Annotated in this window: 24 protein-coding genes and 2 pseudogenes; 17 read left to right on the top strand and 9 right to left on the bottom strand. The window is 67.2% G+C overall.

Annotation, left to right across the window (positions count from 1 at the left end; all coding sequences use genetic code 11):
- The first annotated feature begins 24 nt into the window (after positions 1-24).
- Positions 25-852 carry an orotidine-5'-phosphate decarboxylase gene (pyrF, locus tag LXE91_RS07940; RefSeq protein WP_011350899.1) on the top strand — a complete coding sequence of 276 codons (828 nt, stop codon included), beginning with the start codon at positions 25-27 and terminating at the stop codon, positions 850-852.
- 235 nt (positions 853-1,087) lie between these two features.
- Positions 1,088-2,146, top strand: a complete 1,059-nt coding sequence (locus tag LXE91_RS07945) for a hypothetical protein (RefSeq protein WP_039352993.1) — start codon at positions 1,088-1,090, stop codon at positions 2,144-2,146.
- Between the two features lie 38 nt (positions 2,147-2,184).
- Here LXE91_RS07945 and LXE91_RS07950 read toward each other — a convergent pair whose 3' ends face one another.
- The 3 genes and pseudogenes from LXE91_RS07950 to thiL form a co-directional block, all read right to left on the bottom strand.
- Positions 2,185-2,685, bottom strand: a complete 501-nt coding sequence (locus LXE91_RS07950) for a CinA family protein (RefSeq protein WP_039352991.1) — start codon at positions 2,683-2,685, stop codon at positions 2,185-2,187.
- A 31-nt stretch (positions 2,686-2,716) separates the two neighbouring features.
- On the bottom strand, positions 2,717-3,268 hold the full coding sequence (locus LXE91_RS07955) for a phosphatidylglycerophosphatase A family protein (protein ID WP_039352988.1): 552 nt from the start codon (positions 3,266-3,268) through the stop codon (positions 2,717-2,719).
- Positions 3,258-4,255 (bottom strand): annotated as a pseudogene (thiL, locus tag LXE91_RS07960) (thiamine-phosphate kinase). The gene LXE91_RS07955 and the pseudogene thiL overlap by 11 nt, the downstream one beginning before the upstream one ends.
- A gap of 135 nt (positions 4,256-4,390) precedes the next feature.
- Between thiL and LXE91_RS07965 the strand changes: the two are divergent.
- From LXE91_RS07965 to LXE91_RS07975, 3 genes are all read left to right on the top strand, one after another.
- The gene (locus tag LXE91_RS07965; protein ID WP_269755970.1) at positions 4,391-6,733 is read left to right on the top strand and encodes an NADP-dependent malic enzyme; all 2,343 of its coding nucleotides are present in this window, start codon (positions 4,391-4,393) and stop codon (positions 6,731-6,733) included.
- A 378-nt stretch (positions 6,734-7,111) separates the two neighbouring features.
- Positions 7,112-7,543, top strand: coding sequence for a guanyl-specific ribonuclease (locus tag LXE91_RS07970; protein WP_039339266.1), 432 nt, complete (start codon positions 7,112-7,114; stop codon positions 7,541-7,543).
- Positions 7,544-7,559: 16 nt separating this feature from the next.
- Complete coding sequence (locus LXE91_RS07975) at positions 7,560-8,123, top strand: barstar family protein (protein ID WP_006476945.1); 564 nt, start codon at positions 7,560-7,562, stop codon at positions 8,121-8,123.
- A gap of 93 nt (positions 8,124-8,216) precedes the next feature.
- Here the strand turns inward: LXE91_RS07975 and LXE91_RS07980 are convergent, their stop codons facing one another.
- The 3 genes from LXE91_RS07980 to speE form a co-directional block, all read right to left on the bottom strand.
- Positions 8,217-8,984 carry a 16S rRNA (uracil(1498)-N(3))-methyltransferase gene (locus tag LXE91_RS07980; protein WP_039339268.1) on the bottom strand — a complete coding sequence of 256 codons (768 nt, stop codon included), beginning with the start codon at positions 8,982-8,984 and terminating at the stop codon, positions 8,217-8,219.
- A 17-nt stretch (positions 8,985-9,001) separates the two neighbouring features.
- Positions 9,002-9,418, bottom strand: a complete 417-nt coding sequence (locus LXE91_RS07985; RefSeq protein ID WP_039339271.1) for a VOC family protein — start codon at positions 9,416-9,418, stop codon at positions 9,002-9,004.
- 162 nt (positions 9,419-9,580) lie between these two features.
- Entirely contained in the window at positions 9,581-10,438 is an 858-nt protein-coding gene (gene speE, locus LXE91_RS07990) for a polyamine aminopropyltransferase (protein WP_039339273.1), read from the bottom strand.
- A 217-nt stretch (positions 10,439-10,655) separates the two neighbouring features.
- Between speE and tkt the strand changes: the two genes are divergently transcribed.
- The 3 genes from tkt to LXE91_RS08005 all read left to right on the top strand — a co-directional run bounded on the left by tkt (position 10,656) and on the right by LXE91_RS08005 (position 14,999).
- Complete coding sequence (gene tkt / locus LXE91_RS07995; protein ID WP_039339276.1) at positions 10,656-12,728, top strand: transketolase; 2,073 nt, start codon at positions 10,656-10,658, stop codon at positions 12,726-12,728.
- A gap of 87 nt (positions 12,729-12,815) precedes the next feature.
- A complete protein-coding gene (gap, locus tag LXE91_RS08000; protein WP_039339278.1) occupies positions 12,816-13,826 on the top strand; it encodes a type I glyceraldehyde-3-phosphate dehydrogenase in 1,011 nt (336 codons plus the stop codon).
- A gap of 147 nt (positions 13,827-13,973) precedes the next feature.
- Entirely contained in the window at positions 13,974-14,999 is a 1,026-nt protein-coding gene (locus LXE91_RS08005; RefSeq protein WP_278068125.1) for an IS110 family RNA-guided transposase, read from the top strand.
- Positions 15,000-15,265: 266 nt separating this feature from the next.
- Here LXE91_RS08005 and LXE91_RS08010 read toward each other — a convergent pair whose 3' ends face one another.
- Positions 15,266-16,168: a LysR family transcriptional regulator gene (locus LXE91_RS08010; protein ID WP_039361520.1), complete on the bottom strand. Its 903-nt coding sequence runs from the start codon at positions 16,166-16,168 to the stop codon at positions 15,266-15,268.
- A gap of 151 nt (positions 16,169-16,319) precedes the next feature.
- Here LXE91_RS08010 and LXE91_RS08015 point away from each other — a divergent pair, with 151 nt between their 5' ends.
- On the top strand, positions 16,320-17,093 hold the full coding sequence (locus LXE91_RS08015) for an SDR family NAD(P)-dependent oxidoreductase (RefSeq protein WP_039361577.1): 774 nt from the start codon (positions 16,320-16,322) through the stop codon (positions 17,091-17,093).
- A gap of 13 nt (positions 17,094-17,106) precedes the next feature.
- Complete coding sequence (locus LXE91_RS08020; RefSeq protein ID WP_039361519.1) at positions 17,107-18,165, top strand: L-idonate 5-dehydrogenase; 1,059 nt, start codon at positions 17,107-17,109, stop codon at positions 18,163-18,165.
- 223 nt (positions 18,166-18,388) lie between these two features.
- Here LXE91_RS08020 and LXE91_RS08025 read toward each other — a convergent pair whose 3' ends face one another.
- A complete protein-coding gene (locus tag LXE91_RS08025; protein WP_076841700.1) occupies positions 18,389-19,111 on the bottom strand; it encodes a FadR/GntR family transcriptional regulator in 723 nt (240 codons plus the stop codon).
- A 212-nt stretch (positions 19,112-19,323) separates the two neighbouring features.
- Between LXE91_RS08025 and LXE91_RS08030 the strand changes: the two genes are divergently transcribed.
- From LXE91_RS08030 to LXE91_RS08040, 3 genes are all read left to right on the top strand, one after another.
- On the top strand, positions 19,324-20,646 hold the full coding sequence (locus LXE91_RS08030; protein ID WP_039361575.1) for a C4-dicarboxylate transporter DctA: 1,323 nt from the start codon (positions 19,324-19,326) through the stop codon (positions 20,644-20,646).
- A gap of 105 nt (positions 20,647-20,751) precedes the next feature.
- Complete coding sequence (gene alc, locus LXE91_RS08035; protein ID WP_039361515.1) at positions 20,752-21,759, top strand: allantoicase; 1,008 nt, start codon at positions 20,752-20,754, stop codon at positions 21,757-21,759.
- Between the two features lie 14 nt (positions 21,760-21,773).
- Positions 21,774-22,292, top strand: coding sequence for an ureidoglycolate lyase (locus LXE91_RS08040; protein WP_039361513.1), 519 nt, complete (start codon positions 21,774-21,776; stop codon positions 22,290-22,292).
- Positions 22,293-22,462: 170 nt separating this feature from the next.
- On the opposite strand, the gene fur is transcribed toward LXE91_RS08040, so the two are convergent.
- A complete protein-coding gene (gene fur, locus LXE91_RS08045; RefSeq protein ID WP_006400349.1) occupies positions 22,463-22,891 on the bottom strand; it encodes a ferric iron uptake transcriptional regulator in 429 nt (142 codons plus the stop codon).
- A gap of 142 nt (positions 22,892-23,033) precedes the next feature.
- Here fur and LXE91_RS08050 point away from each other — a divergent pair.
- From LXE91_RS08050 to LXE91_RS08065, 4 genes and pseudogenes are all read left to right on the top strand, one after another.
- A pseudogene (locus LXE91_RS08050) lies at positions 23,034-23,850 on the top strand (outer membrane protein assembly factor BamE).
- Positions 23,851-23,912: 62 nt separating this feature from the next.
- Positions 23,913-24,710: a 4-hydroxy-tetrahydrodipicolinate reductase gene (gene dapB / locus LXE91_RS08055; protein WP_039361509.1), complete on the top strand. Its 798-nt coding sequence runs from the start codon at positions 23,913-23,915 to the stop codon at positions 24,708-24,710.
- An 18-nt stretch (positions 24,711-24,728) separates the two neighbouring features.
- Positions 24,729-25,397, top strand: coding sequence for a MotA/TolQ/ExbB proton channel family protein (locus tag LXE91_RS08060; protein ID WP_278068126.1), 669 nt, complete (start codon positions 24,729-24,731; stop codon positions 25,395-25,397).
- Between the two features lie 24 nt (positions 25,398-25,421).
- A complete protein-coding gene (locus LXE91_RS08065; protein WP_039361506.1) occupies positions 25,422-25,883 on the top strand; it encodes an ExbD/TolR family protein in 462 nt (153 codons plus the stop codon).
- Positions 25,884-26,069: the final 186 nt, after the last annotated feature.

The following is a 26,069-nucleotide window of genomic DNA, read 5'->3' on the forward strand; positions in this document are numbered from 1 at the left end:
AACGGTTTGCCGCGAGTATCCGCCATGTCTTCCCCGCTTACTTTCATTGAGTCGCTGCGCGCCGCGTGGCAGCGCACGAATTCGCTGCTGTGCGTCGGTCTCGATCCCGAGCCGTCGCGCTTTCCCGTGCAGTTCGACGGCCAGCCCGACGCGATCTTCGAATTCTGCCGGCAGATCGTCGACGCGACCGCGCAATACGCGAGCGCGTTCAAGCCGCAGATCGCCTACTTCGCCGCGCATCGCGCGGAAGACCAGCTCGAGCGGCTGATCGCGCACATCCACCTCCAGCATCCGGGCCTGCCCGTGATCCTCGACGCGAAGCGCGGCGACATCGGCAGCACGGCCGAGCAGTACGCGCGCGAAGCGTTCGAGCGCTACCGCGCGGACGCCGTCACGGTGAACCCGTACATGGGCTACGACTCGGTCGAGCCGTACTTCGAGCACGAAGGCAAGGGCGTGATCGTGCTGTGCCGCACGTCGAACCCGGGCGGCTCCGACCTGCAGTTCCTCGACACGAACGGCCGGCCGCTGTACCAGGTCGTAGCCGATCTCGCGGCGAACAAGTGGAACGCGAAGAACGGCCAGCTCGGCCTCGTGGTCGGCGCGACGTTCCCGAAGGAAATCGAGATCGTGCGCGGGATCGTCGGCGACATGCCGCTGCTGATCCCCGGCATCGGCGCGCAGGGCGGCGACGTGCAGGCGACCGTCAATGCGGGCCGCACCGCCGACGGCACCGGCATGATGATCAACTCGTCGCGCGCGATCCTGTACGCGAGCAAGGGCGAGGATTTCGCCGAAGCCGCGGCGCTCGCCGCGCAGAAGACGCGCGACACGATCAACGCGCATCGTTGATCGGTTGCACCGGCGGTCCGGGCAGGAGCCCGCTCCGGGCAGCCGGTTCCGGCGGGCTCCCGCGCGCGAGCCCGCCGCTTCCCCTCGGTTTTTCCGTTCCTCCGCCCGCCTGGCCTGCACTGGCGCACGCGGACAACTTCCCGTCGCTTCCGTATCGCATGTCGCCAATCTAATCGCGCGATGCTCCCGCTTGTCATCGATCCGTAACGAAAATGTCAAGAAAGGGAGTGACGCCATGCCCAAGCTGTCCCGCCGACTTCTGAGCGCATTCGCTGCATCGCTGTGCATGACGTTCGCCCATGCGGCGGACCTCTCGCACTGGCCGGCCGACAGCGCGAAGGCGCTGAACGCGATGATCGCCGCGCACGCGCACCGCGGCGACTACGCGGTGTTCGACGCCGACAACACGACCTATCGCTACGACCTCGAGGAGTCGCTGCTGCCGTACCTCGAGAACCGTGGCGTGCTGACGCGCGACACGCTCGACCCGTCGCTGAAGCTGATTCCGTTCAAGGATTCCGCCGACTACCGGGAATCGCTGACGAGCTATTACTACCGGCTGTGCGAGATCGACGACCTGGTCTGCTACCCGTGGATCGCGCAGGCGTTCGCCGGCCAGTCGCTGGCCGACCTGAAGCGCCACGTCGACGCGATGCTCGCCGACGGCAAGCCGATCCCGATCCGCTACTGGCAGGGCGACAAGGTGGTCGACGGCACGGTGAACCCGCCGCGCTTCTTCCGCGGGATGCAGGAGCTGTACACCGCGCTGCGCGAGAACGGGATCGAGGTGTACGTGATGACGGCCGCGCACGAGGAGCTCGCGCGGCTCGTGCTGTCCGACCCGAAGTACGGCTACAACGTGAAGCCGCAGAACGTGATCGGCGTGACGACGCTGCTGCGCAACCCGGCCACCGGTGCGCTGACCACATCGCGGCTGCAGATCAAGGCCGGCAAGTACGACGAGGCCGCGAACCGCGGGCTGGTGATCACGCCGTTCCTGATGAACCCGATGACGTGGTACGAAGGCAAGCTCGGCTCGATCGTCGGCTGGATCGACCAGTGGAAGAAGCCGGTGCTCGTCGCGGGCGACACGCCGACGTCCGACGGCTACATGCTGCTGAACGCGACCGACGTCGCGCGCGGCGGCGTGCGCGTGTGGGTGAACAAGAAGGACAAGCAGATGGCGCAGATCCGCGCGTGGTCGGATGAATCGGCTGCGCAGCAGAAATCGCTCGGCCTGCCGGTCACGGCGGACAAGAACTGGATCGTCGTGAAGCCCGACGCGATCCAGTAAGCGGGCAAGCGGGGGGGCGGCGTGCGCCCCCGGCCCGATCAGCCCTCGCGCTCGTCGAGCAGCTTCAGCAGCCCGCGCAGCGCATGCGCGGCCGCCTGCGTGCGGATCTGGTCGCGGTCGCCCTTGAACACGAGCGTCTCGACGTCGGTGTGCAGCCGGTTGCTCCAGCCGAACGACACGGTGCCGACCGGCTTCTTCTCGCTGCCGCCGGCCGGGCCCGCGATGCCGGTGACGGACAGCGCGACCTGCGCGCGGCTGTTGCGCAGCGCGCCTTCGGCCATCGCGCGCGCGACGGGCTCGCTGACGGCGCCGTGCTTGTCGATCAGGTCGGGCGGCACGCCGATCATCTCGATCTTGGCCTGGTTCGAGTACGTGACGAAGCCGCGCTCGAACCACTGGCTGCTGCCGGAGATGTCGGTGATCGCCGCGGCGATCATGCCGCCGGTGCAGGATTCGGCGGTGGCGAGCGTCAGGTGCTCGTCACGCAGCTTGTTGCCTGCGCGGATCGCAAGCTGGTGGACGACGGAATCGGTTGGCATGCGCGTCGGGAAACGGGAGTCGGAAAATCGGTCAGCCGACGACGGAGCGCCACAGGGCGATCACGAGCAGCGTCATGAACGCGGCGACCAGGTCGTCGACCATGATGCCGAGCCCGCCTTTCAGGCGGCGCTCGAAATAGCGGATCGGCGGCGGCTTGAGCATGTCGAAGACGCGGAACGCGACGAACGCCCACAGCTGGCCGACGAAGGTCGCGGGCGTGACGAACAGCATCACGAGCCAGATCGCGACGATCTCGTCCCAGACGACGGCGCCCGGATCGGCCGAGCCCATTTTCCTCGCGGTGAATCCGGTGAGCCACGTGCCCGCCACGAAGCCGACCGCGATCAGTGCCCACCATTCGGGCACCGTCAGATAGCGGTTGAGCACGACGAACGAGAGCCAGCCGAACAGCGAGCCGAACGTGCCGGGCATGATCGGCGCGAGCCCGCTGCCGAAGCCGAGCGACACGATGTGCGCCGGGTGCGACAGCATGAAACGTGCGGTCGCGCGCCGCGGCGCGTTGCCGCCGGATGCGGCGCCGGGCTCGGCCGCGGTGTGCGCGGGCGTCGGGTCAGTCTGCATGGAAGTGATCGAAGCCGTGCAACGTGAGAGCGAGAGGCGCGCCGGCAGCGTCGCGCCACGCGATCGCGGGCTGGTCCGACGGCGCGGACAACGCGCGTATTGTACCGATTCGGGTGACCGGCACGCCGGCCGTCACGCCCGCCGCCTCGACCGCCGCGCGGCCGCCGCTGGCGCGGTGAAACACAGTTCGTAATCGTCGCCGCCGGCCAGCGTGCAGCGGCGCTGTACGTCGGGCGGCAGCGTCGCGAGCGCGGCCGAGCGCGGCACCGCGTCGGCATCGATCTCGGCGCGCACGTTCGAGCGGGCCGGGATGTGCTGCAGGTCACCGGCGAGGCCGTCCGAGAGGTCGAGCGCCGCATGCGCGACGCCCGCGAGCGCGAGGCCGAGCGCGATGCGCGGTTCGGGGTACTCGAGCGCGCGCCGGAATGCCGCGGCTTCGTTTGCGCCGGCCGCCCACTCGCCGCGGGCGACGCCGAGGCCGGCGCGCGCATCGCCGAGCGTGCCGGACACCCAGACGTCGTCACCGTCGCGCGCGGCATCGCGGCGCAGCACCGCTTCCGGCGAGACTTCGCCGAACACGGTCACGCACAGGTTCAGCGGGCCGCTCGTCGTGTCGCCGCCGATCAACTCGCAGCCGTAGCGCTCGGCGAGCGCGAACAGCCCGTTGCTGAACGCTTCCAGCCACGCGGCGTCGGCACGCGGCAGCGCGCACGCGAGCGTGAACGCGCGCGGCTCGGCGCCCATCGCGGCGAGGTCCGACAGGTTGACCGCGAGCGTCTTGTGGCCGAGGGCGTCGGGCGCGACGTCGGGGAAGAAGTGACGGCCTTCCACCAGCATGTCCGTCGAAATGGCCAGCAATTTCCCGGATCGGGGCGCGATCAACGCGCAGTCGTCGCCGATGCCGAGCGTCGACGCGCGGGCGCCCTGCGCGGCGCGGCGCGTGAAGAAGCGTTCGATCAGCGAAAACTCGGAGAGGGCGGCTGGCACGGCGGATGGATCCGAAACGGTGGAAGGAACGGCATTGTACGAGGCGAGCGGCGGCGCTCCTGCACCGTTCAGTACAATTTTGTCGCGGCTGTTGCACCTGAATCGCCGGTCTGGCGGCCGATGATTGGCGCTACAATGCCGTCGAAGAGTTATTCTAATCCGCCCGCCAAGAGACACATGTCTACCCAAGCCTCCTCCAAAGCCAAACTTCGCGAAGCCGCGCTCGATTATCACGAATTCCCGACCCCCGGGAAAATCGCGATCGCCCCGACCAAGCAGATGATCAACCAGCGCGACCTCGCGCTCGCGTACTCGCCGGGTGTGGCGTACGCATGCGAGGAGATCGTCGAGAATCCGCTCAACGCGGCGCGCTTCACCGCGCGCAGCAACCTGGTCGGCGTGGTCACGAACGGCACGGCGGTGCTCGGTCTCGGCAACATCGGCCCGCTCGCGTCGAAGCCGGTGATGGAAGGCAAGGCCGTGCTGTTCAAGAAGTTCGCGGGCATCGACGTGTTCGACATCGAGCTGAACGAGTCGGACCCGCACAAGCTCGTCGACGTGATCGCCGCGCTGGAGCCGACCTTCGGCGGGATCAACCTGGAAGACATCAAGGCGCCGGATTGCTTCATCGTCGAGCGCGAAGCGCGCAAGCGGATGAAGATTCCGGTGTTCCACGACGACCAGCACGGCACCGCGATCGTGGTGGCCGCGGCCGTCACGAACGGGCTGAAGGTCGTCAACAAGGACATCAAGAAGGTCAAGCTCGTCGCGTCCGGCGCGGGTGCGGCCGCGCTCGCGTGCCTGGACCTGCTGGTCGACATCGGCCTGCCGCTCGAGAACATCACGGTGACCGACCTGGCCGGCGTGGTCTACAAGGGCCGCACCGAGCTGATGGATCCGGACAAGGAGCGTTTCGCGCGCGAAACGGAAGCGCGGACGCTGGCCGAAGTGATCGACGGCGCGGACATCTTCCTCGGCCTGTCGGCTGCCGGCGTGCTGAAGCAGGAGATGGTGAAGGGCATGGCCGAGCGCCCGCTGATCCTCGCGCTCGCGAACCCGACGCCGGAAATCCTGCCGGAAGCCGCGCTCGAAGTGCGCCCCGACGCGATTCTCGCGACCGGCCGCACCGACTATCCGAACCAGGTCAACAACGTCCTGTGCTTCCCGTTCATCTTCCGCGGCGCGCTCGACGTCGGCGCGACGACGATCACGCGTGAAATGGAGATCGCGGCCGTCAACGCGATCGCCGAGCTCGCGCAGCACGAGCAGAGCGACATCGTCGCGACCGCGTACGGCATCCAGGACCTGTCGTTCGGGCCCGAATACCTGATTCCGAAGCCGTTCGACCCGCGCCTGATCGTGAAGATCGCACCGGCCGTCGCGCAGGCCGCGATGGACGGCGGCGTCGCGACGCGCCCGATCGAGGACATGGAGGCGTACCGCGTTCACCTGCAGCAGTTCGTGTACCACAGCGGCACGACGATGAAGCCGATCTTCCAGATCGCGCGCGCTGCGCCGGAAGAGAAGAAGCGCGTTGTATTCGCGGAAGGCGAAGAAGAGCGCGTGTTGCGCGCCGTTCAGATCATCGTCGACGAAAAACTCGCGAAGCCGATCCTGATCGGCCGCCCGTCGGTGATCGAGCACCGTATCCATCGCTACGGCCTGCGCCTGACGCCGGGTACCGACTTCACGGTCGTGAACACCGAGCACGACGAGCGCTACCGCGACTTCTGGCAGACGTACTACAAGATGATGGCGCGCAAGGGCATCAGCGAGCAGCTCGCGCGCGTCGAGATGCGCCGCCGCACGACGCTGATCGGCTCGATGCTGGTGAAGAAGGGCGAAGCGGACGGCATGATCTGCGGCACGATCAGCACCACGCACCGCCACCTGCACTTCATCGACCAGGTGATCGGCAAGCGCCCGGGCTGCAGCGTGTATGCGGCGATGAACGGCCTCGTGCTGCCGGGCCGCCAGATTTTCCTCGTCGACACGCACGTGAACGTCGATCCGACCCCGGAAGAGCTGGCCGAGATCACGATCATGGCTGCGGAAGAAGTGCGCCGCTTCGGCATCGAGCCGAAGGTCGCGCTGCTGTCGCACTCGAATTTCGGCACGAGCAACGCACCTTCGGCGAAGAAGATGCGCGATACGCTCGCGATCCTGCAGGAACGCGCGCCGGAGCTGAAGGTGGACGGCGAGATGCACGGCGACGTCGCGCTCGATGCGGCGCTGCGCAAGGAAATCCTGCCGGAATCGACGCTTGAAGGCGAAGCGAACCTGCTGATCCTGCCGAACATCGACGCCGCGAACATCGCGTACAACCTGCTGAAGACGGCCGCGGGCAACAACATCGCGATCGGGCCGATCCTGCTGGGCGCTGCGCAGCCGGTACACGTGCTGACCGAATCGGCGACCGTTCGTCGCATCGTCAACATGGCGGCGCTGCTGGTCGCCGACGTGAACGCCACGCGCTGAGCCAAAACGAACGCGCCAGGCAGGTCGATCCGGTGTGGCGCGTCGGGCGAAATTGTAAACAAAAGCAAAAAGAGGCGTGCCCGCAATGGGCACGCCGCGGGCAGGGCGCAAACACGCTTCCCTCAAGCAACATCAGCATCTCTCTCCACTCAGCGTAGCGAGCACGGCAAGGAGGCAGAGTCTTGCCATGGCAGAGATGCCGCCCGTATTTTATCTCATGTAAGATAAATGTAGTGCGAATTCGGTAAAAAATGCGCAATTCCGGGTATCACTGGCCTTTCGATTCCCAAACGGACATTGATTCGCGCGGCCAATAACGCTACGCTAACGCCTTTGTTGGTCGTCAACTACTTGATTTAACAGCGGGAACCCTGGTTCATGGCACGCAAGTGGCTCCGCAACGGCGCGCTCGCGTCCGTCTTCGCGATGTTCGCGATGGGTATCGTCGGCACGCCGACGGGCAGTCTGGTTTCCGCCGCTTACGCACGGGAGGCCGTTCCGGCCGACGTGGCCGCGAGCGGGCTCGATACGATCCCGACCGCCCGTCTTCCGCGCGAGGCCGTGACCACGCTGGGTTTGATCAGCGCCGGCGGCCCCTATCCGTACGAGAAAGACGGCGTCGTGTTCGGCAACCGCGAGCGGATCCTGCCGAAGGCGAAGCGCGGCTACTACCATGAGTACACGGTGCCGACGCCGCGTGCGCGCAATCGCGGCGCGCGCCGGATCGTCTGTGGCGGGCCGTTGCGCCGGATCGACAACTGTTATTACACGGGCGACCACTACAACAGTTTTAAACGTATTGTTGAATGACTTCGGGACGAATGGCATGAGCGACTCCATCTACGCGCACGACACGGCGGCGGCGGAACTGTTCGCGGCCGGCGACGGCAATCTGTTTCAGCGTGTGATTCAGCTGCACGCGGCGGCGCAGGCCGGCGGCACGCCGGAGCAACAGGAAGCCGAGCCCGGGCTTTCATCGAACGAGGAGCCTATGAGCCTTTTCACGACCGTGCGACCCAATCTCGTGCAGTCGATCCGCGCGTTCCGCGTGCAGGATCTCGCCGACGAAGCCGGTCGGCTCGGCCAGCATTTCCTGTATGCGTATTGCGGCGCCGCGCAGTCGAAGCAGGAAGTGATGGAAACGATCGCGACGTCGTTCCTGTTTCCGAAGCATTTCGGGAAGAACTACGACGCGCTGTACGACTGCCTCACCGACCTCGTCGCGAAGGCCGGTGCGCAGCCCGGTTTCGTGATCGTCCTCGAAGGGCTGCCGATCGCGCAGAAGTTCGACAAGGAAGGGCGCGAGACACTGCTCGACGTGTTCCGCGAGGCGGCCGAATTCTGGGCCGAGCGCAAGGTCGCGTTCCGCGTGTTCTACTCGTTCGCGTAAGTGCACGTCGGCCAGCGGCCGATCCGTCGAATCACCGTCAAAAGCCCGCTGCGAGCGGGCTTTTTTGCGTCCGCGCGAAGGTGCGACTTCCCGTCACCATCCCCCCCAGCGCGCCGCAAGCGCCGCGAGCACGGCCGCGCCGGCCGTCTCGGTGCGCAGCACGCGGGGGCCGAGCGACAGCGCGGTGAACCCGCGTGCGCGTGCCGCATTTTCCTCGTCGGGCGACAGCCCGCCTTCCGGTCCGATCAGCAGCGTGACCGTTGCAGCGGGCGGCGCGTCGGGCAGCGACGTGAACGGGATGCTCGCGCGCGGCGACAGCAGCAGCCGCAGCTCGCCGTCGGCCGGTGCGGCAGGCAGCCTATCGAGCCATGCGCTGAAGCCGGCGACCGGCGCGACGTCGGGCACGCGGTTGCGCCCGCATTGCTCGCACGACGCGCGCACGACGCCGCGCCAGTGCGCGACGCGCTTGTCCGCACGCTCGCCGGACAGCTTCACGACGCCGCGCGCGGTCGACAGCGGCACGAGCGCCGTCACGCCGAGCTCGACGGCCTTCTCGATCACCCAGTCCATCTTGTCGCCGCCGGCGATGCCTTGGGCGAGCGTCACGCGATAGGGCGGTTCGGCCTCTGCCGGCTCGAACGTGTCGATCTGTGCGAGCGCACTGCGCTTGTCGATCTCGACGAGCCGTGCGCGGTACTGGCCGCCGGTGCCGTCGAACAGGGCGAGCACGTCGCCGGGCTGCAGGCGCAGCACCTGTGCGTGGCGCGCGACCTCGGCCGGCAACGCGAGCGTGGCGTCGGCGCGCAATGCCGCGTCGACGAAAAAGCGCGGCACGGCCGCGGTGGTGGTGGCTTCGTTCATGCGTGTAACGGTTGGAGTCATGCGTCGAGACGGCGCCCGAGCGCCCATCGGTAGCCGTCGAGATCCTCGATCTGCGCGAACCGGTCGCCCCAGAACTGATCCTGCGGCGCGCTCAGCGACTTCGCGCCCGCGTCGAGCGCGCGCTGCCAGGTGGCGTCGACGTCGTCGACATACAGGTAGAACGATTGCGGCGCGATGGCATTCGCACTCTTCGGCGTGCGCGCGGTCGAGCCGAATGCGCCTTCGGGCGCGAACATCACGATCAGCTGGCCGCGGTAGGCCATCTCGACGTGCATGATCACGCCGTCCTCGTCGTGCACGTCGCGCAACTCGAAGCCGAATGCGGCCTTGAAGAAATCGATGGCCGCGCGCGCGTTGCGTACGGCCAGGTAGGGCGTCAACCAAGGCACGTTGGCCGGACGTGGATCGGTCATGAAAATCTCCTGTGGGGGCGCTTGGGCACGTGTTCTGATTCGATGCCCGGGCGTTCGTTCAGGGGGCGGCGCGGCGTCCGGGACGTTTCGCCCCGGCGCCATGCATCGCGAATCCCGCAAGGACGCGATGGAAAAACGGAAGCGAGGCGGCTGCGCGGACGCTCAGCGGCGGATGCCCAGTGTATCGCGCAGCGCGCGCGGCAGGGCAAAGAGGGACGCATGCAGGCGCGCATCGTAGTAGCGCAGGCCGTGGACGCGACGGGCCGCGAGCCGTTCGTCGATGTCGTGTGCGAACAGCGCGGCCGCGTCGAGCGTGTCGCTCGCGATCGCCATCAGCCACTGCGAACCGTACAGCGGCACGTGCGCGGACAGCGGATCGACGACCGCGAAGCTCGCGCGCAGGTCGTCGAGCAGCGCGGCGATGCGCGTTGCATGGAACACCGGCGAGCCGAGATGCATCGAGATCGCGCCGCACGGCGTCAGGATCCGCTTGAGCCGCGCATAGAACGCGCGGGTATAAAGGCCGGCCGCCGGCGAATCGGGCGGCGTGAGGTCGAACACGACGAGATCGAAATGCTCGACGGTCGATTCCACGAAATGCGCGGCGTCGCCGATCACGACCTCGACGCGCGGGTCGTCGAGCGCACCCTGGTGCACGTCGTCGAGATAGCGGCGTGCCATCCCGACCACCTCGTCGTCGAGCTCCGCGATCACGATCCGCTCGAGGCACGCATGCTTGAGCAGCTGGCGTGCCGCGCCGCCGTCGCCGCCGCCGAGCACGAGCGCCTTCTTCGGCGACGGGTGCGCGAGCGCGGCCGGGTGCGTCATGCACTCGTGATAGACGTACTCGTCGCCGACCGACGTCATCGGCCGGCCGTCCAGCGTGAACAGGCGGCCGAGCTGCGGCGTTTCCCAGACTTCGATCTGCTGGTGCGGGGACGCGACGTGCGCGAGCCGCCGGGCATTCGGGAAGCCGTAGGTGGCGTGGGGCGTAGGGTGAAAGAGAAGCGTGGTGCTCACGGGCGGGCCACTCGGGGGCAGGCAGTTCCGACGTCTGAATTATAGGAGGCCGGCGCGTTGACGGAAAACCGTGCCGGAACACTACGCGCGGACAAGGGAAATGTCAGCCCATCTGTTAAAATGACGAGCTTTGCAGCCCCGTCCGTAGGCTCCGTCCGCTTCGCGTCCGTCAGGCGCCGCACCGCGCGCCGGGAACGATTGACGCTCGAGCTTCCGGATGCCGCCGTGCCCCCGTTTCCTCGACTCGTTCTCCGGACTCGACATGACGACTTCGTCTCCCGCCTCCACCACCCTGATGGCCAACGCGATCCGTGCGCTCGCGATGGACGCCGTCCAGCAAGCGAACTCCGGCCACCCCGGCATGCCGATGGGCATGGCCGAAATCGGCGTCGCGCTCTGGTCGCGCCATCTGAAGCACAACCCGACGAACCCGCACTGGGCAGACCGCGACCGCTTCGTGCTGTCGAACGGCCATGGCTCGATGCTGCTGTACTCGCTGCTGCACCTGACCGGCTACGACCTGCCGATCGAAGAGCTGAAGAACTTCCGCCAGCTGCACTCGAAGACGCCGGGCCACCCGGAATACGGCATCACGCCGGGCGTCGAGACGACCACCGGCCCGCTCGGCCAGGGTCTCGCGAACGCGGTCGGCATGGCGCTCGGCGAAGCGCTGATGGCCGACGAGTTCAACCGTGACGGCGCGAAGATCGTCGATCACCACACGTACGTGTTCCTCGGCGACGGCTGCCTGATGGAAGGCATCTCGCACGAAGCCTGCTCGCTCGCCGGCACGCTGAAGCTGAACAAGCTGATCGCGCTGTACGACGACAACGGCATCTCGATCGACGGCGACGTCGTGAACTGGTTCCACGACGACACGCCGAAGCGCTTCGAAGCGTACGGCTGGAACGTGATCCCGAACGTGAACGGCCATGACGTCGACGCGGTCGACGCAGCCATCGCGAAGGCGAAGCTGTCGGACAAGCCGACGCTGATCTGCTGCAAGACGGTGATCGGCCAGGGCGCGGCGACCAAGGCCGGCGGCCACGACGTGCACGGCGCGGCGCTCGGCGCGGAAGAAATCGCGAAGACGCGCGAAGCGCTCGGCTGGACCTGGGCGCCGTTCGTGATTCCGCAGGAAGTCTATGCGGCATGGGATGCGAAGGAAGCCGGCAAGCGCGCGGAAACCGAATGGAATGCGACGTTCGCCGCGTATCGCGCGAAGTTCCCGGCAGAAGCCGCTGAATTCGAGCGCCGGATGGCCAACCAGCTGCCGGCCGACTGGGCCGAAAAGGCTGCGGCGATCATCGCCGGCGCGAACGAGCGCGCCGAGACGGTCGCGACCCGCAAGGCGTCGCAGCAGGCGATCGAAGGCCTGGCTGCCGCGCTGCCCGAGCTGCTCGGCGGCTCGGCCGACCTGACCGGCTCGAACCTGACCAACTGGAAGGCATCGAAGGCCGTCCGCGCGAATCCGGAAGGCCCGGGCGTCCAGCTGGGCAACCACATCAACTACGGCGTGCGCGAATTCGGCATGAGCGCCGCGATCAACGGCCTCGCGCTGCATGGCGGCCACAAGCCGTTCGGCGGCACCTTCCTGACGTTCTCCGACTACAGCCGCAACGCGCTGCGCGTGGCCGCGCTGATGAAGGTGCCGTCGATCTTCGTGTTCACGCACGACTCGATCGGCCTCGGCGAAGACGGCCCGACGCACCAGTCGATCGAGCACGTGTCGAGCCTGCGCCTGATCCCGAACCACGACGTATGGCGTCCGGCCGACACGGTCGAGACGGCCGTGGCCTGGACGCACGCGGTCGCCGCCGACCGTCCGTCGAGCCTGATCTTCAGCCGCCAGAACCTGGCGTTCAACCCGCGTACCGATGCGCAGATCGCGAACATCGAGAAGGGCGGTTACGTGCTGAAGGACTGGGACGACGAAATCGTCGCGCGCAAGATCATCCTGATCGCGACGGGCTCGGAAGTCGAACTCGCGATGAAGGCCGTCGAGCCGCTCGCGCAGCAGGGCATCGCGGCACGCGTCGTGTCGATGCCGTCGACCAACGTGTTCGACCGCCAGGACGCCGAATACCGTGAACGCGTGCTGCCGCACGGCGTGCGCCGCGTCGCGATCGAAGCGGGCGTGACGTCGTTCTGGCACAAGTACGTCGGCCTCGAAGGCGGCGTCGTCGGGATCGACACGTTCGGCGAATCGGCGCCGGCCGGCGTGCTGTTCAAGTACTTCGGCTTCACCGTCGAGCACGTCGTCGAGACCGCCAAGGCCGTGCTGGCCTAAAAGCATACGCGACGCGCGCCACCCCTCGCGCGCGTCGCACCGTGAAGCTGCACGAAACGAATTTTTTCAGCCATCAGGAGATAGACCATGACGATTCGCGTCGCAATCAACGGCTACGGCCGCATCGGCCGCAACACGCTGCGCGCGTTCTACGAGAACGGCAAGAAGCACGACATCGAGATCGTCGCGATCAACGATCTGGGCGATGCGAAGACCAACGCGCACCTGACCCAGTACGACACCGCGCACGGCAAGTTCCCGGGTGAAGTGTCGGTGGACGGCGATTACCTCGTCGTGAACGGCGACAAGATCCGCGTGCTGGCAAACCGTAACCCGGCCGAACTGCCGTGGGGCGAGCTGGGCGTCGACGTCGTGATGGAATGCACGGGCTTCTTCACGACGAAGGAAAAGGCCAGCGCTCACCTGAAGGGCGGCGCGAAGAAGGTGATCATCTCGGCACCGGGCGGCAAGGATGTCGACGCGACGATCGTCTACGGCGTGAACCACGACGTGCTGAAGGCCGAGCACACCGTCATCTCGAACGCATCGTGCACGACGAACTGCCTCGCACCGCTCGTCAAGCCGCTGAACGACAAGATCGGCCTCGAAACCGGCCTGATGACGACGATCCACGCGTACACGAACGACCAGGTGCTGACGGACGTCTATCACGAAGACCTGCGCCGCGCGCGTTCGGCCACGCACAGCCAGATCCCGACGAAGACTGGCGCTGCCTCGGCCGTTGGCCTCGTGCTGCCGGAACTGAACGGCAAGCTCGACGGCTACGCGATCCGCGTCCCGACGATCAACGTGTCGATCGTCGACCTGTCGTTCATCGCAAAGCGCGACACGACGGTCGAGGAAGTCAACGCGATCATGAAGGAAGCTTCGGAAGGCGCGCTGAAGGGCATCCTCGGCTACAACGAAGCACCGCTGGTGTCGATCGACTTCAACCACAACCCGGCTTCGTCGACGTTCGACGCAACGCTGACCAAGGTGTCGGGCCGCCTCGTGAAGGTGTCGAGCTGGTACGACAACGAGTGGGGTTTCTCGAACCGCATGCTGGATACGGCTGTCGCGTTCGCGAACGCGAAGTAATCCCGCACGTTGCGCGGCCGCTGCAAGGCGGCCTGCGCGGCGAACGAGCCCGGCCCGGTTTTTCGGCCGGGCTTAATAGGATGGTCAGCCCGATCCTCACTCAGTGGACTACGCTGAGTGAGGATTTTGTCCTTCTGGAGGGCCATCATGGACACGGTATCGCTGATCGGAATCGATCTCGGCAAGCACTGCTTCCACCTGCATGGACAGGATGCGTCAGGCAGGATGGTGTTCCGTAAAAAGCTCACGCGTAGCCAGATGTTCACGCTGCTGGGCAATTTTCCGCGTTGCATTGTGGTCATGGAGGCCTGCGCCGGTGCTCACTGGATCGCACGTCGACTTCAAGCGCTGGGCCATGAGGCCAAGCTGATTTCTCCGCAATTCGTCAAACCGTTCCGGCAAGGCAACAAGAACGATTTCGCGGACGCCCAGGCGATCTGCGAAGCAGCCGCTCGTTCGAGCATGCGTTTCGTGAGCCCGCACAACGAAGCCCAGCAAATCGTTTCAGCCTTGCACCGTGTGCGCGAGCGGCTGGTGCGTGACCGCACCGGCACGATCAATCAGATTCATGCGTTTCTGTTGGAGTTCGGTATCAGCTTGCCGCGCGGCATGGCAGTGATCCGGCGACTGCCTGCCGTGCTCGAGGCAGAATCGTTGCCGCCGAGGCTGGTGGTCGTGCTCGAACGTTTGCAGGCGCACTTCAAGTATCTGGACGAGCAGATCCACCAGCTCGAACGTGAGTTGCTTACCCAGCTACACGAGGATGAACGCAGTGAACGACTGCTCGAGATTCACGGCATTGGCCCGATGACCGCCAGCGTGTTGATGTCTGAGTTGGGCGATGCCCAGCAATATGGCTCAGCAAGGCAGTTTGCAGCTTCGGTTGGTCTGGTGCCGCGGCAGTACAGCACCGGCGGCAAACCAACGCTACTGGGCATCAGCAAGCGTGGCGACAAGGAACTGCGACGATTGCTGGTGCAATGTGCGCGGGCCATCATGCAGCGCATCGAGCACCGCACGGATGCATTGGGCGTCTGGATTCGCAGCCTGTTGGCGCGGCGACACTCGAACGTGGTGGCCTGTGCCCTGGCCAACAAACTGGCGAGGATCGCCTGGGCCATCCTCGCCAAAGGGACACACTACCGGAGCATCGAGGCTGTTCCCTCAGTCTGACGCTTCCTATCGCTTACGGCTTCAGTTTCAGTAGTCACCTCTGGTTTTGCGACGCGAGATACGTGAAGGCATAAACGACTCAACGGCCGGGCAAGTAACCTGACACAAAAAACAGCACCTCAATGCTGTGGGCTTTTTGAGGTTTGCCCGGCGCGGCTCCCATCATGGGGCGGGATCTTTCCCATCCGCGACCCCGGATAGATTCGAGCAAGTCCACTTTAGGTCAACACTGCCTCGCTTGCAAAAATCGGGCTGACCATAGATTTTTATTGCGCGCCATTGTTGCCCGATGTTGCCGTCACCTGCTCGAGCGCCGCGACGAACGCGCGCTTCAGCGGGCTGTCGAGGTCGGTCCACGCGAGGCCGATGCCCGTTCTGTGCCCGGCCAGGTCGAGCGGCCGCGCGAGCACGTTAGGCGGCAGCGCGCTGGCGGCTTCCGCCGGAATCAGCCCGATGCCCATCCCCGCCGCGACGAGTGCGAGCATCGTCGTGAATTCCCCGAACTCCTGCGCGATCTCGAGCGTCGTGCCCGCGCGGCTCAGCGCGAGCAGCATGTCGTCGTGAAAGCCCGGCGCGTAGCGGCGCGCGAGCACGAACGCGGGCTGGCCGCGCAGCGCGGCCGGCGCGATCACATCGTGGGCGGCGAGCGGATGGTCGAGCGGCAGCGCGACGACGAAACCTTCCTCGAGTACCACGCGCGTGTCGATGCCCGCATACGCGGCCGGCAGCCGGATCATCCCGAAATCGATCCGCCGGTCGCGCAGCGCGGCGATCTGGTCGGGCGTCGGCAGGTCCTTCAGTTCGAGCGCGATCAGCGGATAGCGCTCGCGCATCGTGCGCAGCACGGCCGGCAGCAGCACGGGCAGCACCGACGATACGAACGCGATCCGCAGCGTACCGATTTCGCCGCGGCTCGACAGCCGGGCCAGCTGTTCCGCGCGTGCGGCCTGCTGCAGCGTCGCGCGCGCCTCGGGCAGGAACACGCGCCCCGTATCGCTCAGTTCGACCTTGTGCCGGTCGCGCTCGAACAGGCGCGCGCCGAGTTCTTCCTCGAGCGCCTTGATCTGCATGCTCAGCGCGGGCTGTACGATGAACAGGCGCTGCGCGGCGCGCCCGAAATGCAGCTCTTCCGCGAGCGTGACGAAGGCGCGCAATTGCTTGAGTTCCATGGGCGGCGAGCACGAGAAAGCGGTGATCAGGTTTCATGATAACCGGATCAAAAAAGACCATTGGCGCGGCGCCCGGCAGGCAGCCGAAGATACCGGCAACGCGAGACCGGCCGCGATGGGCCGCCGGCTCGACTGGCACGAGGAGACACGCATGACCAACGCGCTTGAACGGTTCCGTCTCGACGGTCGCCGCGCACTGATTACCGGTTCCGGCCGCGGGATCGGGCTGACGCTCGCCCGGGGGCTGGCCGAGGCGGGGGCCGCGATCGTCATCAACGATCGCAATGAGGAGAAGGCCGCGACGCTCGTGCAGCACCTGCGCGAGGAAGGCTTCACGGCCGACTACGCGGTATTCGACGTTGCCGAGCATGCGCAGGTGCGCGCGGCGATCGACGATTTCGAGGCGCGCGTCGGTGCGATCGACATCCTCGTGAACAACGCGGGCATCCAGCGCCGCGCGCCGCTCGACGCGTTCGAGCCCGACGACTGGCATGCGCTGATGCGCGTGAACCTCGACGGCGTGTTCAACGTCGCGCAGGCCGTCGCGCGGCACATGATCGCGCGCGGCCGCGGCAAGATCATCAACATCTGCTCGGTGCAGAGCGAGCTCGCACGGCCGACGATCGCGCCGTACGCGGCGACCAAGGGCGCGGTGCGGATGCTGACGAAAGGGATGTGCGCGGACTGGGCGCGCCACGGCATCCAGGCGAACGGCCTCGCGCCCGGCTATTTCGAAACCGAACTCAACCGCGCGCTGGTCGACGACGCGGCGTTCTCGGACTGGCTGTGCAAGCGTACGCCGGCCGGCCGCTGGGGGCGCGTCGACGAGCTGTGCGGCGCGGCGATCTTCCTCGCGTCGGCTGCATCCGATTTCGTGAACGGCCAGACGCTGTTCGTCGACGGCGGGCTGACGAGTGCCGTCTGACAAGGAGGCTGTCATGCGTATGCGTTGCATGTGTGTCGTGATCCACGGGCCGAACGACCTGCGCGTGGAAGAGCAGGACGCGGGCGAGATCGGCCCGGGCCAGGTGCGCGTCGATGTCGCGATGGGCGGCATCTGCGGCTCCGATCTCCATTATTTCCGGCACGGCGGCTTCGGCGCGATCCGGCTGCAGCAGCCGATGGTGCTCGGTCATGAGGTGGCCGGCACGGTTGCGGAAGTGGCGCCGGACGTGACGTCGGTGAAGGTCGGCGATCGCGTCGCGGTCAATCCGAGCCGGCCGTGCGGCGCGTGCCGCTATTGCCTCGAAGGGCTGCCGAACCAGTGTCTCGACATGCGCTTCTACGGCAGCGCGATGCGGATGCCGCACGTGCAGGGCGCGTTCCGTAATGCGCTCGTGTGCGACGCGGTGCAGTGCGTGAAGGTCGCCGACCACGTGCCGCTGTCTCTTGCGGCGCTCGCCGAGCCATTCGCGGTCGGGCTGCATGCGGTGTCGCGCGCGGGCCCGCTGATCGGCAAGCGCGTGCTCGTGTCGGGCTGCGGGCCGATCGGCGTGCTGGCGGTGGCGGCGGCGCGCGTGCACGGCGCGGCGGAGGTCGTCGCGACGGATGTCGTCGAAGCGCCGCTGGCAGTGGCGAGCGCGCTCGGCGCCGACCGCACGATCAATGCGGCGGCCGATGCCGGCTGGGTCGAGCGCTACGGCGCCGACAAGGGCACTTTCGACGTGATGATCGAGTGTTCAGGCAATGCACGCGCGCTGCGCGACGGGCTGGACGTGATGCGTCCCCGCGGGGTCGTCGTGCAGCTCGGGCTCGGCGGCGATGTCAGCCTGCCGCAGAACGTCGTGGTCGCGAAAGAGCTGTCGATCTGCGGCTCGTTCCGCTTTCACGCGGAATTCGCGCTCGCGGTGCAGTTGATCAACGCGGGGCGCGTCGACCTGCGTCCGGCCGTCACGCGCGTGTTCCCGATGCGCGATGCGAACCTCGCGTTCGAGCTGGCCGGCGATCGCCAGCGCGCGATGAAGGTACTGATCGATTTCGCGACCGAGGCCGCTTGACGGTGCGGCCCTGGCGCGCGACGGCTGCAGCGCCCTCGGCAAAAAGGCACGCCCGCAACGTGCGGCGCGTGCCTTTTTCGTCGTGCGGCGGAAACGGATTGCCGGCCTGCCGCATGACTGCGTGACCCGCAGCGACGCGGCGTGCGCTTTCATCGAGCGCGTGCTCGTGCATCGCGATCCATCGGAACGGTGACCGCTACGGCCGGGCGGTGGCGTGGGAGGACTACGCGCCGGGCGTCGGGAAGAAGACGCCCGCGCGCTGCGCGGCGTTCGCGATGTGCGTCTCGATCGCGGTGCCGGCGGCGGCCGCATCGCGCGCGATCAGCGCGTCGACGATCGCGCGGTGCTCCTGCCACGTGGACAGCAGCAGCTCGCGCCGGTAGAACGGCATGCGCTGGCTTTCCTTCATGATGTCCGCGCTGCTGCGCAGCACCGATTCGATCGCCGCGTTGCCGGCGAGATGGATGATCCGCATGTGGAAGTCGAAGTCGAGCTGCGACGCGTCGTCGAGCGCGCTTTCGGTGAGCGCGACGTGCAGGCTGGCGAGGTTGTCCTCGAACCACGCGATGTCGTCGTCGCTGACGACGTGCGCGGCCATCCGCGCGGCGAACCCTTCGAGCGCATAGCGCATCTGGTACGTGTCGGGCGGCGACGACTGCTCGGCGAAGCGCCATGCGTGCGCGGCCGTGGCCTGCGCGCTTTCGACATACACGCCCTTGCCGGCGCGGATGCGCAGCATCCCGAGCGCCTCGAGCGTCGACAGCGCCTCGCGCAGCGACGCGCGGCTGATCTCCAGCTCCTCGGAGAGCTGGCGCTGGGCCGGCAGCAGGCTGCCGACCGGATAAACGCCTGCCTCGATCCGGTCGCGGATCGTCGCGATGGCGGCGTCGGTCACGGTATGCGGAACGTTTTTCATGATGTGAACTTTGGCCGGTCTGACCGGCATTGTAATCCGCACGCGGGCGGTGCATGACCGCCCTACGGGAAAGCCACGATCCGCCCCTGTCCGACGGATCGAAGCCAGGCGGGCAGGGGCGGGAAATCCCTATTTTGTCCGTCCTTGACGCGACTATATCGGCTTCCTACTATCCACCATAACATCACTGGTCTTACCAGTATGAACAGACGAAACTGCAACCGTTGGATCGGGAGAGCGCCGTGTCGAAATTCCTCAATTCGCTGTTTGGCCGGGTAGTCGTCGCACTAATTTTAGGGATCGCGCTCGGTGCGTTCTTCCCGCATTTCGCCGAGTCGTTGCGACCGCTCGGCGACGGCTTCCTGAAGCTGATCAAGATGGTGATCGGGCCGATCGTGTTCTGCGTGGTGGTCAGCGGGATGGCCAACGCGGGCGACCTGAAGAAGGTCGGCCGGGTCGGCCTGAAGGCCGTCATCTACTTCGAGATCATGACGACGCTCGCGCTCGGCATCGGCCTCGTCCTCGCGTGGGTCACGCGCCCGGGCGTCGGGATGAACATCGACCTGCGCTCGCTCGACGCGTCGTCGCTCGCGTCGTACGCAAAGAACGCCGAAAGCCTGAAGGACACGGCCGGCTACCTGATGAAGATCATCCCCGAGACCGCGATCGACGCGTTCGCGAAGGGCGACATCCTGCAGATCCTCGTGTTCGCGGTGCTGTTCGGCTCCGCGCTGTCGCTGCTCGGCGACAAGGCGCAGCGCGTCAACTCGCTGATCGAGGAACTGTCGCACGTGTTCTTCCGGATCATCGGCTTCATCATCAAGCTCGCGCCGCTCGGCGTGCTCGGCGCGATCGCGTTCACGACCGGCAAGTACGGCGTCGCGTCGCTCAAGCAGCTCGGCTACCTGGTTGCGGTGTTCTACCTGAGCTGCTTCGTGTTCGTCACGGTCGTGCTCGGCGCGGTGATGCGGCTCGCGGGCTTCTCGGTGTTCAAGCTGATCCGCTACCTGCGCGAGGAGCTGTCGATCGTGCTCGGCACGGCGTCGTCGGATGCGGTGCTGCCGCAGGTGATGCGCAAGCTCGAATACATGGGCGTGAAGGATTCGACGGTCGGCCTCGTGATCCCGACCGGCTATTCGTTCAACCTCGACGGCTTCTCGATCTACCTGACGCTCGCCGTGCTGTTCATTGCACAGGCCACCAACACGCCGCTGTCGACGCACGACCTGATCGTCGTGCTGCTCGTATCGCTCGTCACGTCGAAGGGCGCGCACGGGATCCCGGGCTCGGCGATCGTGATCCTCGCGGCGACGCTGTCGGCGATCCCGGCGATTCCGGTGCTCGGCCTCGTGCTGATCCTGCCGGTCGACTGGTTCGTCGGCATCGCCCGCGCGCTGACCAACCTGATCGGCAACTGCGTCGCGACGGTCGTCGTCGCGGTGTGGGAGAACGACATCGATCGTGCCCGCGCGACGCGCGTGCTGAACCGCGAGCTGCGTTACGTGCCGGCCGAAGAGGAAGGCCGCACGGCGCCGGTCGCCGGCGACCAGGCTCACGCGCTCTGAGCGCACCCCCCGCGCGGGGCGGCTTCCCCTGGTCGTCCCGCGCAACCGAATTCATGCAGCCGGCGCCTCGATGCGCCGGCACGCCATCAAACATCAGGAGACGACATGGCAGCCCCCATCCTCGATCCGAATGCGCCTGCCTTTACGCGGCGTTACATGAACCTCGCCGACCCGCGCCTCGGGGCGCAGGCGCTCTTTGCCAGCGATGAATTCTTCGCGCCGAAAGAGCGCATGCTGAATCCCGAGCCGGCCGTATTCATCCCCGGCAAGTACGACGACCACGGCAAGTGGATGGACGGCTGGGAAACACGCCGCAAGCGCACGACCGGCCACGACTTCTGCGTGGTGCGGCTCGCGCGGCCGGGCGTGATCCACGGCGTCGACCTCGATACGAGCCACTTCACCGGCAACTTCCCGCCGGCCGCGTCGATCGACGCATGCGTCGCCGAAGGCGACCTGCCGCCTGACGACACGCAATGGCGCCCGATCGTCCCGGCGACGACGCTGCAGGGCAATTCGCATCACTACGTGAGCGTCGACGATGCGCAGCCCTATACGCACCTGCGCGTGAACCTGTACCCGGACGGCGGCCTCGCACGGCTGCGCGTGTACGGCCAGCCGCAGCGCGACTGGCGCCAGGTGCCGGCCGGCGAGCTCGTCGATCTCGCGGCGATCGAGAACGGCGGTTACCTGGTGGCCGCGAACAACCAGCACTTCGGCCCGGCATCGCAGATGCTGATGCCGGGGCGCGGCGTGAACATGGGCGACGGCTGGGAAACGCGGCGGCGCCGCGAGCCCGGCAACGACTGGGCGATCGTCGCGCTCGCGCGGCCGGGCATCATCCGGCGCGTCGAGGTCGATACCGCGTTCTTCAAGGGCAATTTCCCCGACCGCTGCTCGCTGCAGGCCGCGCGGGTCGAGGGCGGCACCGACGATTCGCTCGTCACGCAGGCGATGTTCTGGGCCGAACTGCTCGGCGAGCAGAAGCTGCAGATGGACCACGTCCACACGTTCGACCAGCTTGCCGCGCTCGGCCCCGTCACGCACGTGCGTTTCAACATCTTCCCGGACGGTGGCGTGTCGCGCCTGCGTCTGTGGGGCGAGCCGGCTTGAAGGAGGGCAAGGGCATGAGCGAATCCCGGATCCTGCGCGTCGAGCGCCTGACGCGCGAAGCGTTTGCGCCGTTCGGCGACGTGATCGCGCTCGAAGGCGCGCGTCATTTTCCGATCAACGGCGGCACGACCGAGCGCTTCCACGATCTCGCGACGATCGACGTATGCGCGGACGGCGGCCGCCCGCTCGTCAGCGTTTTCCGCGCACAGCCGCGCGCGCTGCCGGTCGCGGTCACGCTGATGGAGCGCCATCCGCACGGCAGCCAGGCGTTCATCCCGCTCGCGGCCGTGTCGCGCTACGCGATCGTCGTCGCGCCGGCCGGCGAATTCCGGCCCGACGCGATGCGCGCGTTCCTCGCGGAAGGCTGGCAGGGCGTGAACTATGCGAAGGGCGTCTGGCACCATCCGCTGCTCGCGCTCGATGCGGTCAGCGATTTCGTGATCGTCGATCGCGGCGGGCCGCAGCCGAATTGCGACGAGATTCCGCTCGAGTGCGCGTGGGCGCTCGAGTTCGAGCCGGCCTGCGCGGCCTGACGCAAGGGCGGCGTCCTGCTCCGGCAGCCTGACGGCAGCCCGGGCGGGGATGTCGAAGGGTTTTCGAAAGCCTGGGGCGCACGATTCGCGCGGCGCCGTTATCCCGAAAAGGACACGGCCCGGGCGGCGAGATGCCGGCCGGGCCGTGCTGCGTGCGCGAGGCGCGCGAATCAGTGCTTGCGGTGCGGGCAGTTCTCGGTCGTGCAGGAACCGTACATCGCGAGCGAGTGCTCCTGGAGCCGGAAGCCGCGCTCCTTCGCGATCGCCTGCTGGCGGCTTTCGATCTCGGCGTCGAAGAATTCCTCGACGCGGCCGCAATCGAGGCACACGAGGTGGTCGTGGTGCGAGCCTTCGTTCAGTTCGAACACGGCCTTGCCGGATTCGAAGTTGCTGCGCGACAGCAGGCCGGCCTGCTCGAACTGCGTCAGCACGCGGTAGACGGTGGCCAGCCCGATGTCGAGCTGCTCGTTGAGCAGGTTCCGGTAGACGTCTTCTGCCGTCAGGTGGCGCACCGGGCTTTGCTGGAAGATCTCGAGAATCTTGAGGCGCGGTAGGGTGGCCTTTAGCCCGATATTCTTGAGATCCGTCGGATTGGTCATGGCTAGGCATCCCTAGAGTACAATGCAGGGCTTCAATGTTACCGGCTTTTCGCCGTTCCAGAAACACGCGCGGCCTGCAACGCGGGCCTGCACGGTGAGGGAAATGATTCCAGAATCTCTTTCGCACTTTCAGAGGAGCCGCATGCGGAGTGTCATCATCGCTGCCGCCGCCGTTGCCGCGCTGGCTGGTTGTTCGTCGTACGACAGCGTGACGCAGCGCATCGCGCAGAGCATCACCCCCTATCGGATCACCGTCGTGCAAGGCAACTTCGTGTCGCAGGAGAAGGCCGCGCAGCTGCAGGTCGGCATGTCGCGCGAGCAGGTGCGTGCGCTGCTCGGCACCCCGCTGCTGGCCGACATGTTCCACGCCGACCGCTGGGATTACCTCTTCTACTTCAAGCGCGGCTCGACGGCAGTCGTCCAGCAGCGCGATCTCGTCGTGACGTTCTCGGGCGATCGCCTGGCGAGCTGGACGGGGGCGGACAACCTGCCTTCGGAGCTCGACCTGCTGGCCGACATCGACGGCGACCGCGGCGGCAAGAAGGCGAAGGCAGCCGCAGCGGCGAAGAAGGCCGCCGAGGCCGCCGCCGCCGCGAGCGCCGCGCAAGCGGCCGCGAGCGCGCCGGCGCCGGAGGCTGTCGCCAGCCCGTCCACCGCGCCGGCGTCCGGTGCGGCGGTCGACCGGATGCGAACGCGCAGGCCGCTCGCGCGGCGAACCGTGCGACGAACCGGTGTCGGGTCAGGGCACGGCCGCACGGCGGTTCGCGCCGTCCACGCAGGCTGCCGGCGGTGCGCCGGTGCCGGGCGGCCAGCCGCCGGGCGCGGTTCCGGCGATCCAGCCGCAGTTCCAGTTCCATCGTCCGCCGCAGCCGAACGTGTCGAACGAGGCATCGCCGCCGGTCGGCCCGCAAGGCTCCGATACGCTGCAGAACCAGCCGCTCACCGCGCCGGCACAGTAAGTTCGCGTGCGGAAACCGGGCGGCGTGTGCCGCCCGTCTTTAGACCTGTCGTGTAGAAAGCCATGAAGATTGCGATTGCCGGGGCATCGGGCCGAATGGGCCGGATGCTGATCGAAGCCGTTCTCAACGATGCCGACGCGCAGCTCGTCGGCGCGCTCGACCGCGCCGATTCGCCATTCCTCGGCCAGGACGCCGGCGCGTTCCTCGGCAAGGAAACCGGGGTCAAGCTGACCGCCGACCTCGACGCCGTGTTCGCGCAGGCCGACACCCTGATCGATTTCACGCGTCCGGAAGGCACGATGGCGCATATCGAGGCCGCGCTGCGCCACGACGTGAAGCTCGTGATCGGCACGACCGGCTTCACCGCCGAGCAGAAGGCCGAGCTGCAGGCCGCGGCAGGCAAGATCGGCATCGTGTTCGCGGCGAACATGAGCGTCGGCGTGAACGTCACGCTGAAGCTGCTCGAATTCGCGGCGAAGCATTTCTCGCACGGCTACGACATCGAGATCATCGAGGCGCATCACCGTCACAAGGTCGATGCGCCGTCGGGCACCGCGCTGATGATGGGCGAAGCCGTCGCCGGCGCGCTCGGGCGTTCGCTCGACGAGTGCGCGGTGTACGGCCGCCACGGCGTGACGGGCGAGCGCGATCCGTCGTCGATCGGCTTTGCCGCGGTGCGCGGCGGCGACATCGTCGGCGATCACACCGTGCTGTTTGCCGGGATCGGCGAGCGCATCGAGATCACGCACAAGTCGTCGAGCCGCGTGTCGTATGCGCAGGGCGCGCTGCGCGCGGTCCACTTCCTGTCGGCGCGCGGCGCCGGCCTGTTCGACATGCAGGACGTGCTCGGCCTGCGCTGATACCACGGGGAAACTCCGATGGCGATACCCACCGGCGTTGTCCACTACCTCGAAAGCGGCGATGCGATCACGCATGCCGTTGCCTACGTGCTGCTGGCGATGTCCGTCGCCAGCTGGTGCTTCCTCCTCATGAAAGCCTGGCTCCTGGTCCGTGCGAAGCGGCAGGGGCCGCGCGCGCTCGCCGCGTTCTGGCGCGCGTCGTCGCTCGACGCGGGCATCGCCGCGCTCGCCGGCGCCGATCGCGAGCGCGTGTTCGTGCCGCTCGCCGAAGCCGCGCGCGATGCGGCCGACGACCACGACCCGGCTGCCCCGGCTGCGCGCGTCGAGCGCAGCGAACGCGTGCTGCGCGCGTTGCGGCACGCGATGCTGCGCTCGCAGCGGCGCCTCGAATTCGGCCAGGTGCTGCTCGCGTCGATCGGCAGCACCGCGCCGTTCGTCGGGCTGCTCGGCACCGTATGGGGCATCTACCACGCGCTCGGCAGCATCGCCGCGAGCGGGCAGGCGCAGATCGAGAACGTCGCGGGGCCGGTCGGCGAGGCGCTGATCATGACCGCGTTCGGTCTCGTCGTCGCGATTCCCGCCGTGCTGGCCTACAACATCCTCGGGCGGCTCGTGCGGCAGCTTGCCGAGGAGCTCGACGGCTTCGCGCGCGACCTGCACGTGTTCGTGTGCGCGCAGGAAGCCTGACGTACCCATTCCGGAGAAGCGACCATGGCATTCGGCGGACTCGAGCACCACAAGACGTCCGCGCCGATGGCGGAGATCAACATGACCCCGCTGATCGACGTGATGCTGGTGCTGCTCGTCATCTTCATCATCACCGCGCCGCTGATGACGCACGCGATCCGGCTCGACCTGCCGAAGGTCGCGGCCAGCGTCGCGCGCGACACGCCGCAATCCGTCACCTTGTCGATCGACGATGCGGGCAAGCTGTATTGGGACGACTCACCGGTCGCGCTCGATGCGCTGCCCGCGCGCTTCCGGGCCGCCGCCGCGGGCGGCGCACCGCCGGAGCTGAGGCTGCGCGCGTCGCGCGCGACCCGCTACGACGTGATCGCGCAGGTGATGGGCGCCGCGCAGGCCGCCGGTCTCACGCGGATCGGTTTCGTGACCGACGTGCCGCCGCAGGCGGGCGGTTCCGCGGCGGCGCCAGCCGTGCCGGTCAACCGCTGAGCGGAGCCGGCGGGCCCGTCCCCGCCGCGGGATCGGGCCGCACGCCGCAAGACCGGTCGAATGGGCCGGCGCGGGCGGTATAATCAACGTTTTTCCCGGTTGGCAGGCTTTTTTCAGGTAACCCGGAATTTTCCAGGCTACCCGGGCATGCTGCGGGTTACCCGGAAAATGCCCGGAAACCGCGAA

This window comes from Burkholderia contaminans, from assembly GCF_029633825.1.
GTDB lineage: Bacteria > Pseudomonadota > Gammaproteobacteria > Burkholderiales > Burkholderiaceae > Burkholderia > Burkholderia contaminans.

Excerpts from the sequence above, each read along its gene's own strand:
- dapB (WP_039361509.1), top strand. The coding sequence starts at position 23,913 with ATGAAGATTGCGATTGCCGGGGCATCGGGCCGAATGGGCCGGATGCTG.
- LXE91_RS07965 (WP_269755970.1), top strand. The coding sequence starts at position 4,391 with ATGCCGTCGAAGAGTTATTCTAATCCGCCCGCCAAGAGACACATGTCT.
- LXE91_RS07980 (WP_039339268.1), bottom strand. The coding sequence starts at position 8,984 with ATGAACGAAGCCACCACCACCGCGGCCGTGCCGCGCTTTTTCGTCGAC.
- LXE91_RS07945 (WP_039352993.1), top strand. The coding sequence starts at position 1,088 with ATGCCCAAGCTGTCCCGCCGACTTCTGAGCGCATTCGCTGCATCGCTG.
- alc (WP_039361515.1), top strand. The coding sequence starts at position 20,752 with ATGGCAGCCCCCATCCTCGATCCGAATGCGCCTGCCTTTACGCGGCGT.
- LXE91_RS08015 (WP_039361577.1), top strand. The coding sequence starts at position 16,320 with ATGACCAACGCGCTTGAACGGTTCCGTCTCGACGGTCGCCGCGCACTG.
- LXE91_RS07950 (WP_039352991.1), bottom strand. The coding sequence starts at position 2,685 with ATGCCAACCGATTCCGTCGTCCACCAGCTTGCGATCCGCGCAGGCAAC.
- gap (WP_039339278.1), top strand. The coding sequence starts at position 12,816 with ATGACGATTCGCGTCGCAATCAACGGCTACGGCCGCATCGGCCGCAAC.
- tkt (WP_039339276.1), top strand. The coding sequence starts at position 10,656 with ATGCCGCCGTGCCCCCGTTTCCTCGACTCGTTCTCCGGACTCGACATG.
- LXE91_RS07975 (WP_006476945.1), top strand. The coding sequence starts at position 7,560 with ATGAGCGACTCCATCTACGCGCACGACACGGCGGCGGCGGAACTGTTC.
- LXE91_RS07985 (WP_039339271.1), bottom strand. The coding sequence starts at position 9,418 with ATGACCGATCCACGTCCGGCCAACGTGCCTTGGTTGACGCCCTACCTG.
- LXE91_RS08005 (WP_278068125.1), top strand. The coding sequence starts at position 13,974 with ATGGACACGGTATCGCTGATCGGAATCGATCTCGGCAAGCACTGCTTC.
- pyrF (WP_011350899.1), top strand. The coding sequence starts at position 25 with ATGTCTTCCCCGCTTACTTTCATTGAGTCGCTGCGCGCCGCGTGGCAG.
- LXE91_RS07955 (WP_039352988.1), bottom strand. The coding sequence starts at position 3,268 with ATGCAGACTGACCCGACGCCCGCGCACACCGCGGCCGAGCCCGGCGCC.
- LXE91_RS08065 (WP_039361506.1), top strand. The coding sequence starts at position 25,422 with ATGGCATTCGGCGGACTCGAGCACCACAAGACGTCCGCGCCGATGGCG.
- LXE91_RS08025 (WP_076841700.1), bottom strand. The coding sequence starts at position 19,111 with ATGCCGGTCAGACCGGCCAAAGTTCACATCATGAAAAACGTTCCGCAT.
- LXE91_RS08020 (WP_039361519.1), top strand. The coding sequence starts at position 17,107 with ATGCGTATGCGTTGCATGTGTGTCGTGATCCACGGGCCGAACGACCTG.
- LXE91_RS08010 (WP_039361520.1), bottom strand. The coding sequence starts at position 16,168 with ATGGAACTCAAGCAATTGCGCGCCTTCGTCACGCTCGCGGAAGAGCTG.
- LXE91_RS08040 (WP_039361513.1), top strand. The coding sequence starts at position 21,774 with ATGAGCGAATCCCGGATCCTGCGCGTCGAGCGCCTGACGCGCGAAGCG.
- fur (WP_006400349.1), bottom strand. The coding sequence starts at position 22,891 with ATGACCAATCCGACGGATCTCAAGAATATCGGGCTAAAGGCCACCCTA.
- LXE91_RS08060 (WP_278068126.1), top strand. The coding sequence starts at position 24,729 with ATGGCGATACCCACCGGCGTTGTCCACTACCTCGAAAGCGGCGATGCG.
- LXE91_RS07970 (WP_039339266.1), top strand. The coding sequence starts at position 7,112 with ATGGCACGCAAGTGGCTCCGCAACGGCGCGCTCGCGTCCGTCTTCGCG.